The sequence below is a fragment of the Corynebacterium marinum DSM 44953 genome (genome assembly GCF_000835165.1).
Taxonomy (GTDB): Bacteria; Actinomycetota; Actinomycetes; order Mycobacteriales; family Mycobacteriaceae; genus Corynebacterium; species Corynebacterium marinum.
The window spans coordinates 975,000-992,015 of record NZ_CP007790.1 but is presented as its reverse complement, the minus strand read 5'-3'; the positions used below and the strand labels follow the sequence as shown (position 1 = coordinate 992,015).

The 17,016-nt window shown below is 66.9% G+C and carries 15 protein-coding genes; 6 read left to right on the top strand and 9 right to left on the bottom strand.

What is annotated here, in order from left to right; genetic code table 11:
* Window positions 1–355: 355 nt before the first annotated feature.
* The 3 genes from B840_RS04800 to B840_RS13455 all read right to left on the bottom strand — a co-directional run bounded on the left by B840_RS04800 (window position 356) and on the right by B840_RS13455 (window position 2,741).
* Window positions 356–967, bottom strand: a complete 612-nt coding sequence (locus tag B840_RS04800) for a hypothetical protein (RefSeq protein WP_229676577.1) — start codon at window positions 965–967, stop codon at window positions 356–358.
* A gap of 610 nt (window positions 968–1,577) precedes the next feature.
* Window positions 1,578–2,423, bottom strand: coding sequence for a hypothetical protein (locus B840_RS13460; RefSeq protein WP_156971844.1), 846 nt, complete (start codon window positions 2,421–2,423; stop codon window positions 1,578–1,580).
* Between the two features lie 6 nt (window positions 2,424–2,429).
* A complete protein-coding gene (locus B840_RS13455; RefSeq protein ID WP_156971843.1) occupies window positions 2,430–2,741 on the bottom strand; it encodes a hypothetical protein in 312 nt (103 codons plus the stop codon).
* Between the two features lie 603 nt (window positions 2,742–3,344).
* Here B840_RS13455 and B840_RS04795 point away from each other — a divergent pair.
* Together B840_RS04795 and catC are read left to right on the top strand one after the other, a co-directional pair.
* Entirely contained in the window at window positions 3,345–3,911 is a 567-nt protein-coding gene (locus tag B840_RS04795) for a DUF937 domain-containing protein (protein WP_042621194.1), read from the top strand.
* Window positions 3,912–3,965: 54 nt separating this feature from the next.
* Window positions 3,966–4,256, top strand: a complete 291-nt coding sequence (catC, locus tag B840_RS04790; protein ID WP_042621193.1) for a muconolactone Delta-isomerase — start codon at window positions 3,966–3,968, stop codon at window positions 4,254–4,256.
* Window positions 4,257–4,334: 78 nt separating this feature from the next.
* Here the strand turns inward: catC and B840_RS04785 are convergent, their stop codons facing one another.
* Together B840_RS04785 and B840_RS04780 are read right to left on the bottom strand one after the other, a co-directional pair.
* Complete coding sequence (locus B840_RS04785) at window positions 4,335–4,541, bottom strand: PspC domain-containing protein (protein ID WP_042621192.1); 207 nt, start codon at window positions 4,539–4,541, stop codon at window positions 4,335–4,337.
* A 95-nt stretch (window positions 4,542–4,636) separates the two neighbouring features.
* Window positions 4,637–5,152 carry a MarR family winged helix-turn-helix transcriptional regulator gene (locus B840_RS04780; protein ID WP_042621191.1) on the bottom strand — a complete coding sequence of 172 codons (516 nt, stop codon included), beginning with the start codon at window positions 5,150–5,152 and terminating at the stop codon, window positions 4,637–4,639.
* A gap of 239 nt (window positions 5,153–5,391) precedes the next feature.
* Between B840_RS04780 and B840_RS04775 the strand changes: the two genes are divergently transcribed.
* Both B840_RS04775 and B840_RS04770 read left to right on the top strand, forming a co-directional pair.
* Window positions 5,392–5,928: a YceI family protein gene (locus B840_RS04775; protein WP_042621190.1), complete on the top strand. Its 537-nt coding sequence runs from the start codon at window positions 5,392–5,394 to the stop codon at window positions 5,926–5,928.
* Between the two features lie 75 nt (window positions 5,929–6,003).
* Complete coding sequence (locus B840_RS04770) at window positions 6,004–6,765, top strand: amidohydrolase family protein (protein WP_042621189.1); 762 nt, start codon at window positions 6,004–6,006, stop codon at window positions 6,763–6,765.
* Between the two features lie 7 nt (window positions 6,766–6,772).
* Here B840_RS04770 and B840_RS04765 read toward each other — a convergent pair whose 3' ends face one another.
* Genes B840_RS04765 through B840_RS04750 form a run of 4 tightly spaced genes read right to left on the bottom strand, consistent with a single transcriptional unit; the run spans window position 6,773 to window position 14,510 of the window.
* A complete protein-coding gene (locus tag B840_RS04765; RefSeq protein WP_042621188.1) occupies window positions 6,773–9,433 on the bottom strand; it encodes an AAA family ATPase in 2,661 nt (886 codons plus the stop codon).
* Window positions 9,434–9,438: 5 nt separating this feature from the next.
* Window positions 9,439–10,587 carry a metallophosphoesterase family protein gene (locus tag B840_RS04760; protein WP_042621187.1) on the bottom strand — a complete coding sequence of 383 codons (1,149 nt, stop codon included), beginning with the start codon at window positions 10,585–10,587 and terminating at the stop codon, window positions 9,439–9,441.
* On the bottom strand, window positions 10,584–11,411 hold the full coding sequence (locus B840_RS04755; protein ID WP_042621186.1) for an SWIM zinc finger family protein: 828 nt from the start codon (window positions 11,409–11,411) through the stop codon (window positions 10,584–10,586). The genes B840_RS04760 and B840_RS04755 overlap by 4 nt, the downstream gene beginning before the upstream one ends.
* Entirely contained in the window at window positions 11,412–14,510 is a 3,099-nt protein-coding gene (locus B840_RS04750) for a DEAD/DEAH box helicase (protein ID WP_042621185.1), read from the bottom strand.
* A gap of 189 nt (window positions 14,511–14,699) precedes the next feature.
* Between B840_RS04750 and putP the strand changes: the two genes are divergently transcribed.
* Both putP and B840_RS04740 read left to right on the top strand, forming a co-directional pair.
* Window positions 14,700–16,277 carry a sodium/proline symporter PutP gene (gene putP, locus B840_RS04745; protein WP_042621184.1) on the top strand — a complete coding sequence of 526 codons (1,578 nt, stop codon included), beginning with the start codon at window positions 14,700–14,702 and terminating at the stop codon, window positions 16,275–16,277.
* A gap of 55 nt (window positions 16,278–16,332) precedes the next feature.
* Window positions 16,333–16,983, top strand: a complete 651-nt coding sequence (locus B840_RS04740; RefSeq protein WP_052491096.1) for an HNH endonuclease family protein — start codon at window positions 16,333–16,335, stop codon at window positions 16,981–16,983.
* Window positions 16,984–17,016: the final 33 nt, after the last annotated feature.

The following is a 17,016-nucleotide window of genomic DNA, read 5'->3' as shown; positions in this document are numbered from 1 at the left end:
CTGACGGAGTTCCCCTCTTGAGGCCGTCGGTTGTGCGCGTGCCAACCGCCCGGCGGAGTCGGAGTGTCTTCATGCAGGAAGTCCCAGTCCGTGGCCGAGACATCCAGGCCCGGACGAGCCGTGGTGTTGCGCTTCTTGCCCGCCCTCGACCTGAATGAGCCTGTTCGACTCAGCGACTGAACGTTGGGGGTTGCGGACTCGTCGGTGTTCTCCGGAGGCCTCACCGCATACTTCTTGACCATCGCCTCCACGAACTCGCTACGAGGGCCGTTCTGCCCCTTACGACGCTTACGCTTCTTCGCCATTGAGGTCACCTCTTCTTCGATCAATCTGCGGGACATGCCCGCACCTGACGTCACCGAGCTGCGATCCATTCGTCGGTCTCCCAATCCATAACGCATCGCCCGTCCTGCCCCTGGATGGCCCGCCGGATCTCTGCCTGATAGTCCCGATAGGCACCCCCGTCGAGCCGTGACCACGCCGCTTTCGGCCGGCGGACCCCGAGCAGGGATTCCGCACGCGCGTACACGTCCCTATCCACTGGGGCGTGCAGGAAGTCGTAGACCCTTTCCACCGTCGGGTGGCCGAGCACTGCCAGATATTTCAGCGTCATGTTCAGCCACTTCTGGGCATGGCCGTAGCGGAACTGAAATGACGGACGGTCCCGGTGGGGGTGCGCCTGGTAGTAGGCAACCACGTCCTCACACCATGCCTGATGCTGCTGGTCGAACTGCTCCTGGGACCGAATGTCTTCGAGGGAGTAGACGAAACTCACGATTTTGTCGCGGGTCGCCTCTTTCAGCTCCGATGCCTGAGGGTGTGACGCCATTCCCCAGATAGTTCTCCGCACATCTGGGTAAGCCTTATAGGCAGCAGACTTGATGACTTCATCTCGGTGCGGGGCTCGGGCAACCTTCCTACCGAAGTAGAAGGCGGTGAGTGAGGCGATCCGGCGTTCTTCATCCATGAGCTCACTGTATCCAGGGAAGGCGCCGCGCCGACGAGTATTGCCAGTGAGGTCCCTCCCGGGCAGCCTGATCTGTCTCCAGTATTTAGCCTGGATTCACCGAAGGACCATCGGCGGATCCAGGCTTAATCGCACATCGACCACAAGGACACCCGTGTCCAAGATGCCTCGGCTTCAGGGCAGATCAACGTCGAGGCGTTGTCTCAGGACCTACATTCGCCGAACTGTCATTCGTATTTGTAGGGGCGTATGTCGGTCATGTCTGCAATATGTGACATGCACGGGCTCCGAGAGACTCGCTGTTTCCCCTGTTATATTCGCGCTTCTGAAAGATAATGATCCCTCATGAGGCTCAAGACACCGCTGGCCGTTGGCATATTTGCGGCCCTTCACTAGGGAGTTGTGAGGCTTTGGCCTGCCCCTCGCCTTAGGTGCCTGCGGTACGGACAGTACTGACGCAGACATGTCACCCGACGAGACCACGGCCGCGACCACGTACTCGATGGGCGAGCGGACGATAGGCGCGGAAACAGCCCCCACGTCAGACGATCCGGAGATGAAGGACCTAGGAGAAGATGCCGGCATGACCGCGGTAGGAAAGGAAGCAGGGTTAAGGACCTTTTGAAATGTGAGGCAGAAGCGATGGGCGTACCGTTGTCAGAAGACGAGCTACAGGATCGAACCACTCAGCCTCCTTGATTTGTTTATGGAGTCTAGCCGGTACTCTCGACTTAGTCGTGCTTTCTGCCACAGCTACTCCGATCGCATTACCATGATGGACTAGCTTTACCGCCACCATACTTTTTGACTGCATAGAGATTTTCTCAGCTGTTTCCCTAGGAAGGTTCCATTCTTCCTCTTGCTCTTGAATCCACTCATCAGAGGTTTTTGCATTGCTCTGGAGACTTGCTACACCCTTTTGCCATCCTAGGCTGATGATTCCTATGTCATCCGGGTAACGGTCTCGACCTTGTTCTTCAAACAGAGGGTTTCCCGATATTCGAGCAGCAGGAATAAAGTCTCTCCTCTCCTTGTCATGGCAGTACAAGGTGACCCGAACATCGCTTTTACAGTAATCTCCGTCCAACAAATCACATTCCGCGACGAGCTTAGTAAGGGAGAATTTTAGAATCTCGTGGACATCATTCCTGTAGGAGTTCGCCAAATCTTTATAAAGCGCCTTGTTTGACTCAGCTTCTGCCAGGCTTTTCCCATGCTTGATAGAGCCAATCCCGCCTATGATCAGCAATAATGCCGACAGAAGCGCGAGAATATGTCTTGCAAAGAGTTCGCAACCGAAAAATGAAATCTTCCAGCTGGGGAATGCCGAGATTACGATTGCGGCGATGGTAACCAAGCCCAGAGCCACTCTTGGCCACCATTCGTTCGCCCAATGCCCGGCTTTTAACCAGCCGCTGGAACGTTGCTCCACCGATTTCTTGAATGGCCCGATCATAATAAATTAAGCGAGGGTTAAGAGGTTGCTGCCTTCGCGAAACTTCTCACTATGATCTGCATCGATCGTCTTCAGTAGAAGGTTTAAGAATCCGTCAGCAGTAGATTCGGCTCCCTCGATGTCGAGGCTCGCAAAACTGATGGATAGCTGCACTTTTCCTTGATGCTGAGTCGTCGTAATGCTTGGATTTAGCGAATGAAGTGCGGGGGTGTCTCTGCAGAGCCGAATCAGATCTCGAACCGCCTGACCATCCATTTCGGGTGGGGTCACATACAGGTATGTTCTGAACGCAAACTGCTGATAGCCGCCGTTTGACATTGCTTCAGACCTCCTCGAAGTGTCTTGTTTAGACCTAAGCGGATCACCTAAGATGGTGCTCCCGATACCGTCAGCATAGACTGTAAGCAGGTAGCCACTACCCATTGGGGCTGATCTGTGATGTGTTTGTGGCGAGCCGCTACGGACCAGGTGACGGACCTTCAGTGATTATGATTTCCAGCAATTCCCACCATTAGTGCTACGTGCCCCACGCCTCGCCCCTCAGGGGATTTTCCGAGATTTCCGAGGGGACTCTTTGTCCCAGGGGGAAGACGTTCACCAAGCTCAACCCAATAAGCCAAGACCGCCGAAGTCTCGCGACATCGTTCCTACGGTGTCGCGAGATTTTTTCGTCAAAGCCCCTCAACGTCAGCCGAAGAACCTTTTCACTTCGGGGTGGCCTGCCTGCCAGTCCAGCATGTGCTCTCCCTTGACCTCCGGCCCCGCTGCCACTCCGCCCCAGACCATGCCCTGTGCCGCCCCGGGGGCAGGAATCGGCGCTCGCACTGACATCGGGGCCGAAACCGGCCGGTTCCGGTCCCGAGGTCCACCCGACGGCGGATTCCCCGTCGCTCTTCCCTCCCCGCGTCTACCCTGGAGTTCATGACCGAGAATATCAACCAGCTCCTGTCCTCCCTGCCCATCGACAACATCGCCGGTCGCCTCGGCAAGGACCCCGCCGAGGTCCAGGCCGCCGCACAGCAGATTCTCCCTGCACTGCTCGCCGGCATGGGTGCCAACGCGCAGGACCCCGCAGGCCGAGATTCCCTGGCCCAGGCCCTCAACCAGCACGACCCTTCCCTGGTGGAGGGCGGCGTCGACGTCGACGCCATAGACACTGAGGACGGCGCCAAGATCGCCCACCATATTTTCGGCCCCCAGGAGAACCAGGTCGCGCAGCAGCTCGGGGGTCTCGGCGCGGGCAGCGGTCTGGTCAAGCAGCTGCTGCCGATTCTCGCCCCCCTGGCGATGTCCTGGTTGGCCGGCCGCATGCAGCAGCGCGGCGGCGGGACTTCGCCTTCCGCGCCGTCCTCCCAGGGTGGCGTGCTCGAACAGATCCTGGGCCAGGTCCTGGGCGGATCCCAGCAGAACCAGGCACCGGCCGGCGGTTCCGGCGGCGGCATCCTCGGCGACCTGCTGGGCGGGCTGCTGGGAGGAGGGCGTCGATAAGCGGCAGCAGGTAGGGTGAGGTGTCACCTATCCCCGATGTTGAAAGGCCGCGCAATGCTGTTTCTGGCACGCATGGATGTCACGTTCCCCGAGTCCCTCACCCCCGAGCAGGTCGCCGACTTCCAGGTCCGTGAGAAGGAGTACTCCGGCAACCTCCAGCAGGAGGGTGTCATGAAGGGCATCTGGCGCGTGGTCGGCGAGTACTCGAACTACTCGATCTACGACGTGCGCGACAACGACCACCTGCACGAGGTGCTCTCCGGCTTCCCGATGTACAAGTACATGACGATCAAGGCCACTCCGCTGGCGCAGCACCCGAACGCCACCCGCAGCGACTTCTTCTAGGCCGTTCCCGGACGAAGACACGACACCGCCCGTCCCCCGCGTTCTCGCGCAGGGGGCGGGCGATGTTCTCCTACCGCCTCAGCCGTTGGGCATGATGAACCAGGCGATGATGTACGCCAGGAACTGCGGGCCGGGCAGCAGGAACGATGCGACGAAGATGAGTCGCACCAGGGTGGGGTTCCAGCCATAGGTCTCGGCGATGCCGCCGAGCACGCCGGCGACGTAGCGGTCCGTCAGCGAGCGGTGGAGGCGTCGCTGGGACATCGGGGGGTTGAAGTCGGTCATGTGGGGCTCCTAGTGGTGTCGTGTCCTGCCATCTCCCATGATGTCAGCCGACGGTAGGAATTCCCATAGGGGCAAGCCCCGATAAAACCCTGAACTTACTGGGCATCCGTGCGGTCGGGGGCGTTGAGCTCGCCGACGAAGTCCGGGTGGCCCGGGACGTTGTCCACGGCTATGACGCCCTCCATGAAGGCCTTGAGGTGCGCGTACTGCTCGGGTTCCAGGTGGTCGAACACGACCCGGCGCACGCTCTCGACGTGGTCCGGCGCGGCGGACTGCAGCCGGCGCATGCCTTCGTCGGTGAGGGAGACGACGACTCCCCGGGCGTCGCCCTCGCTCTTGCGCTTGGTCACCAGCCCGCGGCGTTCCATGCGGGTGATCTGGTGCGACGTGCGGGAACGGTCCCAGTTGAGTCCGGCGCACAGGTCCCGCAGGCGCAGGCACTGCCCGTCCGCCTCCGAGAGGGACACGAGCACGGAGAACTCCGAGCTGGACAGGTCACTACCTGCCAGCAGCGTCTCATCGATCACACGGTCGATCTTGCGCATTCCGGCGAGAATGAGTCGCCACAGCGCCTGCTCTTCGTCGTTGAGCCAACGAGCCTCGGTTGCCATGTCATCGACTATAGCGCCGTCATATGTCGTGTCACTAATCCCCGGGGACCCGTCCACCCCGCTCCCCGGTCCGGAACTGCGGAGTCCACCCATGTCGCCACCTGCCCTTTCACCCTTCACGACGATGAATATTATCCCATATGTTGACAAGTCACCAAACGGTGTTAGAGTGGGTTTCGAACCGCACTCCGGTCTACGGGGTGCGGCTGAGAATCGAGAGACTTCCTGAGGAGACAAACATGACTGACTACACCGGCACCTGGGTTCTGGATCCCGCACACACCGAGATCGGCTTCGTGGCCCGCCACGCAATGGTGACCAAGGTCCGCGGCAACTTCGAGGAGTTCGAGGGTTCGGCGGTCGTCGACCAGGCCAACCCGGCTGCTTCCGTCGTCAAGGCCGTCATCAAGACCGCCTCCGTCAACACCGGCAACGCCGACCGCGACGGCCACGTCCGCGGCGACGACTTCTTCGCTGTCGAGCAGTTCCCGGAGATGACCTTCGAGTCCACCTCCTTCGACATCTCCGGCCAGTCCGGCACCGTCACCGGCGACCTGACCCTCAAGGGCATCACCAAGCCGGTCACCCTGGACGTCGAGGTCTTCGGTGTCGAGGAGGACCCCTTCGGCAACGTCCGCATCGGCTTCGAGGCCTCCAGCAAGATCAACCGCAAGGACTTCGGCGTCGATTTCCAGGCCCCGCTGGGCTCCGGCGGCGTGCTGGTCTCCGAGCAGATCACCATCCAGATCGACGGCTCCGGCATCAAGCAGGCCTAAGCTTCTCCTCCGCAGCCCCCGTTCCCCTCCCCGGGACCGGGGGCTCCGGCATGCCCGGGCGGTTAATCTGGGGCCATGCCCCCGCTTTTCGACGCCCACCTGCACATCATCGACCCGGCCCACCCCCTCGTGGAAAACAACGGCTACCTGCCCGAGCCCTTCACCGTCGACGACTACCGCGCCCGCGTCGACGGCCTCGACGTCCGGGGCGGAGCCGTGGTCTCCGGCTCCTTCCAGGCCTTCGACCAGGGTTACCTCCGCGACGCCCTCGCTGCGCTGGGCCCCGCGTTTGTGGGCGTGACCCAGATCCCGGCGGACACGAGCGACGCGGACATCCTGTCCCTGCACGAGGCGGGCGTGCGCGGGGTCCGCTTCAATGCCGCCCGCGGCGGGTCCGCCTCCCTCGACGACCTCAACCGGCTCGCCCGGCGGGTGCACCATCTCGCGGGCTGGCACGTCGAGCTCTACATCGACGCCCGCTTCCTGGCGAACACATGGGAACAGGTCGCGACCCTCCCGGCGGTGAGCATCGACCACATGGGGCTGCACCGGGACGGGCTCCCCCAGCTCCTCCGGCTGGTCGAGCACGGCGCGAAAGTGAAGGCCACCGGATTCGGCCGGGTCGACCTGGACCCCACGGCAGCCATCCGGGCGATCATGGCGGTGGACCCCACCGCGCTCATGGCGGGCACCGATCTTCCCTCCACACGCGCGCGCCGCCCCTTCGAGAACGCCGATCTGGAGCTGATCCGGCAGGCGGTGGAGCCCGAGCAACTCAACGCCGTGTTCCGGGACAACGCCGCCGAGTTCTACCTCCGGGAGCCACGCCCCGCCTGAGCGTCCCCTAGAGCAGCCGGCCCGTCGACTTCAGCTCCGAGATCGGGAACTCGGTGCGTCCGGCCACCCGCTCGTAGCGCTGCGGCATGCAGGTGAGGACGATGACCTGGCAGTTTTTCCCCATCTCGGTGATCAACGTCGACATCAGCTGGAGCCGGGAGGGGTCCGTGGATCCGAGGGCGTCGTCGATGACCACCGGCACCGGCACCTGCCCGTCGCCCGAGTCCTGCGACACCAGGCCGGCGATGGCGAAGCGGGTGAGGATGGCCAGCTGCTCCTTCGCCCCACCTGAGAGGTCCTCCAGCGGCACCGTGCTGTCGCCGATGCTGCGCCTTCTCACCTCGAGCCCGTCGGAAAGCGCGAATTCGACGTCGTGGCCGAAGACGGTGCGGGCCAGGCGGCCGAGCTGGTCGGCGAAGGGCTGCGCGTAGCGGGCGCGCACCACGTCGCGGTGGCGGTGCAGGGTCTCGCGCAGCAGGCGCACCGCCTGCGCGCGGCGGTCCACCGAATCCAACCGGTGGCTCGCGGCCTCCCGGGCGGCCTGCGCCTTCTCCAGCTTCTCGGCGGCGCCGGTGGCCATCTCGATGCGGCCCTTGAGCTCGGCCAGCTGCGTGTCCGCACGGGTGGCCGCGGCCCGCAGGCTCTCCACCCGCGCGACGGCCCCCTCGTGCAGTCTGGCCGCCAGGTCCGGATCAACCCGTGCCACCTCGGACTCGGCCCGGCGGAACCGCTCCGCGGCGGCCGCCTGTCCATCCGCGGCCTGCTCGACGGCCGTCGCGAGGTCCGCCTCGCTCCCCTTCTGTTCCGCGGCGGCCAGGTTCTCCCGCGCCCGGGTGAGAGCCGCCTCGGCGGCCTCGATGCGGGCGCTCAACTCTGCGAAGGCGAGGGTGGCTTTCCGGTCCCGCCACGGGGCGAGGGCGGCGTCGAGTGTGGCCGCCTCCTCGGCCGCTGCATCCTGCGCCTCCTCCGCGTCCCGGAGCCGCGCCGCGGCGGTGGGGATGTCGAGGCCGGAGGGGAGCTCGGCCTCGGCCAGCTCCGCACTCAGGCGGGCGTGCTCGGCGGCCAGCGTGTCGGGGTCGGCGCCCGAGAGCATGGTCACGCGCTCACGGGTGAGGGCGGCGAGCTCGTCGGCCACCTCCCGGGCGGCGTCCCGGGCGGCACGCACCGCATCCAGGTCAGCGCAGTCCAGATCGGCGAGCAGATCATCGAGTGTCAGCTCCGCTGCGGCCACCTTGTCCTCCCCGGCGGCGGAGTCGGAGGTGTCGGAGAATCCGGCGATATAGCGGGCGGTGACGTCACCGACGGTGACCTCGGTGCCGTCGCGCAGCTCCACCGCCACGGCTTCGGAGCCCAGGGACACGGTCTGCCCGTCGACCACCACGGTCGTGCCGGGAACGGCCGTCAGCCGCAGCTTGGCGGAGGCCTGCCCGCGCAGCGCCCGCTGGAGGGTGACCTCGGCCGCCGCGTCCTCGACCGCCCGGACATCCCGGTCCGTGATCTGCCGCCCGGCGGCCCGTTCATGCAGCGCGCGGATCCGCTCGTTGAGGTCGCCGACCTTGTCCAGCTGCGCCGCCAGGTCGTCCCGGCGCGCGGCGGACTCCACCAGGCGCAGGGCGGTGCGTGCGGCGCGGAAGCTCTCGCCCGCCTCCCGGTGCCGGATCCGGGCCTGCTCCAACTGCTCACCCTGCTCGGTCAACTGGGTCTTCTCGTGCTCCGCGGCGGCGGTGGCCTCCTCGAGGCCCTCGCGGCGCCGGCCGAGTTCGCTGGCGGCGGCAGTGACGGCGTCGGCAAGCTCACGGCGTGCGTCGACCGCCCCGGTGGCGCGGGCCAGGTCCTCCCCAGCGCGCTGAAGTTCCTCCCGCAGACGTGCGGCTTTCTCGGTGGCCTCGGCGGCCAGGAGCGCCTTGTCCGCCAGATCCGCCTCCTCCGCCACGGCCGCAGGCAGCTCCGTCCGGGCGCGGTCGCGCTCGGCGACGGCCCGGTCGTAGGAGGAGACGAAGGAGTCGAGTTCGGCGGCCGCGGCCTGCGCCCGGGTCTGCTCGGCCTCGGCGGTCTCGAGTTCCGTGCGGGCTTCTTTGAGTTCCTTCGTCTCATCCCCCTTACCGGCGGTGAAGTAGCGGGCGTACTCGGTCTCCACGGCGGCGAGCAGGCCGGTGTCCTCGGCGCCGGGCGCCCCCTCGGTGCCGGAGGCGCCGTCGAGCGCCCTGGTCAGCGAGGAGATGCCGACGGCGTCGACGCTGCCGCCCAGATCATCCTGGCGCAGGAAGAGGGTGTGCAGGAGGTCGGCGTCGAGGTGGTCTTTCTTGATCTCGTCGAGTTTGGCCTCCGCCTGGTCGCCGGTGAAGGTTTCGCGATGCGGGGCGGTGACCGCCAGGCGGGCGCTCCGGCCGCGGAACCAGGTCTTCTCGATGGTGAAGGTGACCGGGCCCATCGTCGCCGTGAGGGAGACCGACGGGGAGGCGTCGCGGTGGACCGGACGCAGCGGTCTGGTGACCTTGTTCTGTGCGCCGTATTTCTGGTTGAGCACCACGTGCAGGGCGTCCATGATGGTGGACTTGCCCTGTTCGTTGTCGCCGTGGATGACGATGACGCCGGTCTCCGGGAGCTCGTGGAGTTCCAGATGCTCGATGCCGCGGACGTTGTCGATGGTCAGGGAGTGGATACGCACGGTCTCTAGGACTCCTTCGACAGGCGGAAGAACAGGTTGACGGCGTCGCGGGCGGTGGGGTCGGCCTCCGCGGCCTCCACCAGCTCCCCGAGCGCGGCGGCGGCGAAACCGCTGACGCCGAGGGCGGCGAGCTCCTCGGCACCCGGTTCCAGGTGCAGGTCGGTCAGCCGCTCCCGTTCGTAGAGGGCGGCGAAGACGGGGCGGCGTTCGGCGAGCCCGGTTTCCAGGCGGCGGGTGGCGGACATGCTCAGGGTGCCGCGCAGGCCGTACTTGACCACGGTGCGGTCCTTGTGGGGGAAGGCGTCCAGGGCGGCGAAGAACTCCTCGACGTCGTCCCCCGAGGCCAGCTCGCGGTCGATGGCCTCGAAGGTCCACTCCCCCACGGTCACCTCCGCGACGTCGACCGCCGCGTCCCCTGCCGCGGTCTTGGACACCGTGACCACCAGCGCGTTGCCCGAGTTGTGCTCCCCGGCCAGGTCGCCGAGGCCGGGCTCGTGGAAGTCGGTGCTCTCGGGGGCGCCGGAGTACCAGACGCGGCCGGTGTCCCCGACCGGCTGCGCGGAGTGGGTGTCGCCCAGCGCGGCGTAGTCCACGGTGCCGTCGGCGACCCGGGATTCCAGGTACGCCAGGTCGATGAGGTCCGGGGCGGCCTCGTTGGAGCGGGATTCGGCCTGCCCGTGGCCGACGAGGATCCGGACGCCGTCGGTCGGCGCCAGCGGTTCGAGCGCCTCCCGCACCAGGTCGGTGGTGGCGTGCTTGGCCAGCAGGGGGGCGGCGACGATCTCCACCCCCGGGGCCACCTCGACCGGTGCGGCGCCCCCCAGGACGTGCACGCCGGCCACCCCGTCGGTGCGGCGGAAGATCGAGTCCGCCACCAGCGGGTCGTGGTTTCCGGGCAGCAGGTACACCGGCACCGGCAGGGATCTCAAGCGTTCCAGCGCCCGGCCGGTCACCCGGTCGGAGAGCGAGTTGTGCTCGAACACGTCCCCGGCCACGACGATGAATTCCGCGCCGTGCTGTGCGGCCACCTCCCCGAGGCGGTCGACGGCGCGGAGCCGCGCGTCGTCGAAACGCCCCTGGGCATCCGCATCGAGGAACCAGCGGGTCATTCCCAGCTGCAGGTCAGAGGTGTGGACGAAGGTCGTGGAGGTCATGACTCATTGTCTAGCACGGCATCCCGACACAGGTGGTCGTACAGGTCTTCGATGTCGGAGACGGCGCGCAGCTGGTCGACGTTGGTGTAGGAGATCGCGCGCATGGCCTTGTGCAGCAGGTCCAGGTCCGAATCATCCAGCGCCGGGGACACCCGCGGGGTGGGCAGGTCGGGCAGTTGGCGGCCCGTCCAGAAGAGCTCGGGGTCGGTCTCGGACTCGCGGGAGGTCTCCTTGGCCTGCGCCATGACAGCGTGTTCCAGGGTGGTCAGGTCCAGGCCGCGGAAGGTGAACAGAGCCAACGGGTCGGCGTCGATCTTGGCGGCGAGCTTCTCCAGGACGGCGACCTCGTGCTTGCACACGGGCGCGGGGTCGGGGCAGTCGCAGACGAGGCGGATGTCGTTGGCGTCGTCGGCGAGCAGCACGCGCAGCAGGTTCCCGGAGATCTCGCCGCGGCGCGCGGCGCGCATGCCGTTGGGGGTGCGCGCCAGTTCCGCCGAGACCACCGCGAGGTCGTCGGCGGAGCGGTAGGGCAGCTGGACGGTGACGGTGAAGGGGTCGTTCTGGGAGCCGGCGACCTGGGCGTGCGCCCGGCCGTTGCGGACCTCCAGGGAGACCACGTGGCCGGCCTCCGCGTACTGCCGCCCCCGGGTGATCCGGCCGCGGTCGGCGCGGGAGGCGGCGACGTCGATGAGCATCTCCGCGGCTGGCGACAGGGACGCGCGGCGCCGGGCGGGCGGGGCGGTGACCTCCTCGGGTCCGCTGACGCGGGTCCGGGCACCGAAGTTGGCGTAGATGACGTTGTCGTCGCTGGGGCGCGTAGGCATCTACTTCTCCCTCCCGCGGTAGCTCATGAGCTGGGCCAGCTGCTCCGGGCCCAGTTCGGTGATCCAGCCCTCGCCCTCGCCGATGACGGCACCGGCGAGTTCGGTCTTGCCGTCGAGGATGTCCTGGATGGATTCCTCCAGCGTACCGGCGGTGATCATCTTGTACACCGCCACGTCCTTCTGCTGCCCGATGCGGAAGGCACGGTCGGTGGCCTGGTTCTCCACCGCCGGGTTCCACCAGCGGTCCATGTGGACGACCATGCTCGCGGCGGTGAGGTTGAGGCCGGTGCCGCCCGCCTTGAGCGAGAGGATCATGGCGCGGGGGCCGTCGCCGGACTGGAAGTGGGCGACCATCGTGTCGCGGCCCGTCTTGGTCACGCCGCCGTGGAGGAAGGGCACGCGCTCGCCGAGCCGTTCCGAGAGGTAGGGCACGAGGATGTCGCCGAAGGCCTTGTACTGGGTGAAGATGAGCATGCGCTGGTCGGTTTCGGTGGCCTCGTCGAGCAGCCGCATGAGCTCCTCCACCTTGCCGGAGCGGTGCCGGCCCTTGATGGTCACGGGAGAGCCGTCGCCGAGGTACTGCGCGGGGTGGTTGCAGATCTGCTTGATCCGCGTGATGGTCGCCAGCACCAGGCCGCGGCGGGCGATGCCCTCGCGGTGTTCGAGGCGCTTCTGCACGTCCTCCACCAGCGCCTTGTACAGGGCCGCCTGCTCTGCGGACATCTCGACGGTGATGATCTGCTCGCTCTTCTCCGGCAGGTCGTCGATGATCGTGGGGTCCGTCTTCAGGCGGCGGAGGATGAAGGGGGCGGTGAGCAGGCGCAGCCGCTCGGTCATCACCTCGTCGTGTTCGCGCTCGATGGCCTTGGCGAAGTGGTTGCGGAAGAAGCTCGTCGAGCCGAGGACGCCGGGGTTGCAGAAGTCGAGGATGGAACGCATCTCCGACAGGCGGTTCTCCACCGGGGTGCCGGTCAGTGCGACGCGGTGCCGGCTGGGCAGGGAGCGCGCGGCGCGGGAGGCGCGGGTGGCGGAGTTCTTGATGGCCTGCGCCTCATCCAGCACGACCCGGTCCCAGGGGATCTTCCCCAGTTCGTCGAAGTCGCGGCCGACGATGCCGTAGCTGGTGACCACCAGGTCCGATTCCGCGACCCGGGCGGCCAGCTCCTCACCCCGGAGCCGGTCCGAGCCGTGGTGGACCAGCACCCGCAGGGAGGGCACGAACTTGTCCGCCTCGCGGGCCCAGTTGCCCACCACCGACGTCGGCGCCACGACGAGGGTGGGTGCCGCCGCCTCGCCGCGCTCGTGTTCCACGGCCAGAAGGGCGAGCAGCTGGAGGGTTTTCCCCAGGCCCATGTCGTCCGCGAGCACGGCGCCGAGGTTGTTGCGTGACATCCAGTACAGCCAGTCCACGCCGCGGCGCTGGTATTCCCGCAGCTCGGCGTGCACGGTGTCGGGCAGGTCCACCCGCTGCGGGGCCTTCGTGGCCAACGCATCCGTCCCGCCGAGCAGCGCGGTGTGCCAGGTGGAGCCGGTGAACTCGACCGGCTCCTCCGCCATCGACTCCAGGGCGAGCTGGCGCAGTTCCGCCAGGGTGACCTCGCCGAGGCCCTGTGGGCCGGCGACCTCGCGGTTGAACTCCTCGCGCCGGCGCTCCACGTCGTCGACGAGTGCCTCCCAGCCCGGCTGGCCCTGGGCGCGGGCGCGTTCGGCCAGCGCGGCGGCCTTCTCCAGTTCCTTCCGGCGCCGCTTCCTCGACGTCTCCGCCAGCTGGTCCATGTAGGAGTTGATCTTGCTCAGCGCGGAGGTGTCCGCCATGATCCACTCGCCGCGCAGTTTGATCAGCCCGGACTTCGACTTGACGAGCTGCTCCATCTCCTCGTCGGTCAGCTCGATGTCGCCGACCGACATCCGCCAGTTGTACTCGACGAGTTTGTCCAGCCCGAAGTGGGACTGGGTGGCGCCGACGGCCGGGTCCTTGAGCTCGGAGGTCTCCAGCCTGGCCTTCGTCTCGTACGCCGACCACGCCTTGGGGAGCATGACGGTGAAGCCCTGGGACTGCAGTTTCGGCACGGCCGTGGCGATGAAGTCGACGATCTCGCTGGTGGAGAGGTAGACGTCCCAGTCGCCGTTGCGTTCCTCCCCCCGCGTGGCGCGCCGGGTGCGCAGGTCCGGGTCGAGCAGGTCGGTGACGCCGACCGCCCGGCGCTGCGCCATCCGGAGCTTCTCGACGCTCGACCGGTCCAGGTCCTCGCCCCTGATCGGCACCGGCGCGTCGGTGCCGGAACGGACCTGCACCCGCACGGGCCAGGTGGCGTCGTCCGGGTCGCCGCCTTCCTCGGAGGCGGGGTCGTCGCGCGGAGGTTCCTCCACGATGAGCACCATCTGGAGGTCGACGGCGGTGATCGAATCCTTCCAGTCGTTGATCGCCCGCAGCAGGCCGGGCCCGCCGCGGCGCAGAGGCGCGGAGTTCATCAGGGAGGAGGCGAAGTCGTGCCACGGGTAGGGCCGGGTCGACTGCGCGAGATCGGCCAGCAGGCCGGAGGCGATCCAGTGGACGAGGTGGTCGGCGATCTCCTCCAGCGCACGGTTGTTGGCGGTGAGGATGCCGGGCGCGGCCGCGATCATCTCGGCGAGCCAGCCGCGCTCGCCCAGCCCGGAGGCCAGCTGCCAGTGCGGCCACCACTGTCCGTCCTCGAAGACGAGTTTGGGCACCACCCGGCCGGCCCGGACGAACCGGGTCAACCCGGTGTTCATCTGGATCAACCACATCAGGTCCGGCGCGATGGCCGCGCGCTGGTCCTTCGTCGCCGCGGCGCCGGGGTGCAGGAGGAAGGAGAGCTGGCTGAGCACCGCGACGGCCTGTTCGGGGGCGTACGCGGCGGTGGGGATCCGCAGCTTCACGGATCTGCCGCGCGGGGTGCGCAGTTCGACCTCGAGGCGGTGGCGGTAGGAGCGGTCGTCGAGAAGCGAGCGGGCGGCGGGCGGGAAGGCGTCCTCGGGCGCCGAGGACGGCAGGACCACCCGGCGTCCCTCGACCTGCTCGACCCACAGATGCAGCCCGGAGGGCATCCAGAGACCGTGCAGGAGGAACGAAGGCATAAGGACAGTTCTACCATCTGGGGCTGATCGTTACCCTTTCGTTAGACACATGGAACGTCCAGCCTGGTCTGGGCAAACCCCCATAATATGACGGCAATCACAGTAGAATCGGGTCATCTGTGATTTGGGACGCACCCGTCCTTCGCCTACGTTTCGGTTCAGCACCCCAGAATTGAAAGGACCTGACCCGTGTCAGAGACAACCTGGTTCATCGCCGCCATCGTTATCTACATGGCCGTGATGCTCGCCATCGGCTACTGGAGCTACACCAAGACCGATAAATACGACGACTACGTCCTCGCCGGCCGCGGACTCAACCCCTTCGTGGCCGCGATGTCGGCCGGCGCCTCGGACATGTCCGGCTGGCTGCTCATGGGCCTGCCCGGCGCGCTGTTCGTCACCGGCCTGTCCGAACTGTGGATCGCCGTCGGACTGCTGCTCGGCGCGTGGGCGAACTGGAAATGGGTCGCCCCGCGCCTGCGCTCCTACTCGGAGGTGTCGAACAACTCGATCACCATGCCGAGTTTCTTCGAGAACCGCCTGCGCGACCGCTCGCGGGCGCTGCGCGTGATCTCCGCGTTGATCATCATCTTCTTCTTCACCTTCTACGTCTCCTCCGGCATGGTCGCCGGCGGCCGCTACTTCGAGGCCACCTTCGGCGGCGAGTACATCAACGGCCTGCTCATCGTCGCGGCGGTGACCGTCGCCTACACCTTCATCGGCGGCTTCTTGGCCGTGTCCTACACCGACGCCGTGCAGGGCATGATCATGTTCGCCTCGCTGATCGTCGTGCCGATCATGGCGCTGATCGCGCTGGACAACCCCTCCGACATCTGGACCTGGGCCGCCAGCAACGACTACGGCCCCTACACCGACGGCGTGGGCAACCCGGACTACTTCAACATGATCGCGGGGGTCTCCGTGGCCGCCATCATCGGCAACCTGGCCTGGGGCCTGGGCTACTTCGGCCAGCCCCACATCCTCGTGCGCTTCATGGCGCTGCGCAGCCCCGCCGAGGCGAAGCAGGGCCGCTGGATCGGCATCGGCTGGATGTTCCTGTGCATCGTCGGCGCCACCTTCACCGCGCTGATCGGCACCGTCTTCTTCTCCCAGAACCCGGACATCGCGGTGACCGACCGCTTCGCCTTCGAGACGATCTTCCTGGACATGGGCCGCATCCTCTTCCACCCGCTGCTCGCGGGGCTGGTGCTCACCGCCGTCCTGGCGGCGATCATGTCCACCATGTCCTCCCAGCTGCTGGTCGTGTCCTCTTCCCTCATCGAGGACCTGTACAAGATCGTGGCCAAGCAGCTGCCCAGCGAGAACGTGCTGATCAACCTCTCGCGCACCGCCGTCGTCGCGGTCGCTGTCATCGGCGGCGTGCTGGCCGTCAACCCCTCCGACTCCATCCTGGGCCTGGTGGGCTTCGCGTGGGCGGGCTTCGGCTCCGCCTTCGGTCCGCTGGTCCTGGCCTCGATGTACTGGAAGCGCCTCAACGCGCCCGGCGCCATCGCCGGCATGGTCACCGGCGCCGTGGTGGTCTTCGCCTGGGGCAACCTGGGCGGTTCGGACATCATCTACGAGATGGTCCCGGGCTTCATCGCCGCCGCCGTGGTCATGGTCGCCGTGACTCTGCTGACCTCCCCGCCGAAGGATGAGGTCACCGACGAGTTCGACCAGGCGGTCCGCCTGTCGAAGGTGTTCAAGGAGGACGAGGACGTGGACATCGAGACCGCCGCCGCCCAGGTCAAGGGCAGCGGGGTCTGATCCCGCCCCGGATCCCGCGGGAACCGCACAGGCCTCACACCAGTCCAATACTGGTGTGAGGCCTTTCCGTATCTATCTGCTGCTGCTCATCTGCGCGACCATTGCCCTGGCGCTGCCGGGGGCACTGTCCCCGCACCGCGACGATCCCGGACTGCCGGCGCTCGACGCCCTGCTCCCCCGCATCAAACAGGTGCCGCAGCGCCACCGCGTGCTGGGTTACGACCGCGCCGCCTTCGGCCCTGGGTGGTCCCCGCAGGCGGACTGCACCGTCCGCGAGGCCGCGCTCGCCCGGGCCGGCGGCCGCCTCGAGAACTGCCGGGTCACCGCCGGCACGGTCTCCGACCCCTACACCGGCGAGGTGCTGGACCTGCGCGGGGAAGTGGAGATCGACCATGTCCTCCCGCTCTCCGCGGCGTGGGACCTGGGGGCGCACGGGTGGACCCCGGGGCGCCGGTCGGCCTTCGCCAACGACCCGGTCAACCTGGTGGCCACCTCCCGCGCCGCCAACCGTGAGAAATCCGACCTCCTACCCGCGGCCTGGCAGCCCACCGACCGGGGTTCGCGCTGCTGGTACGCCCGCCGACTGGCCCTCGTGGCCGTCACCCACGAGCTGCCGCTGCCGGCCGGGGATGTCCGGGCCATGCGGCAGGCCTGCCGGATGAACGACTTCACCGGGGACTGGTTAGGGTGGTCCGTGGACCATTGACCGACACCGCCCGCCCGAAAGGCCACGACACCC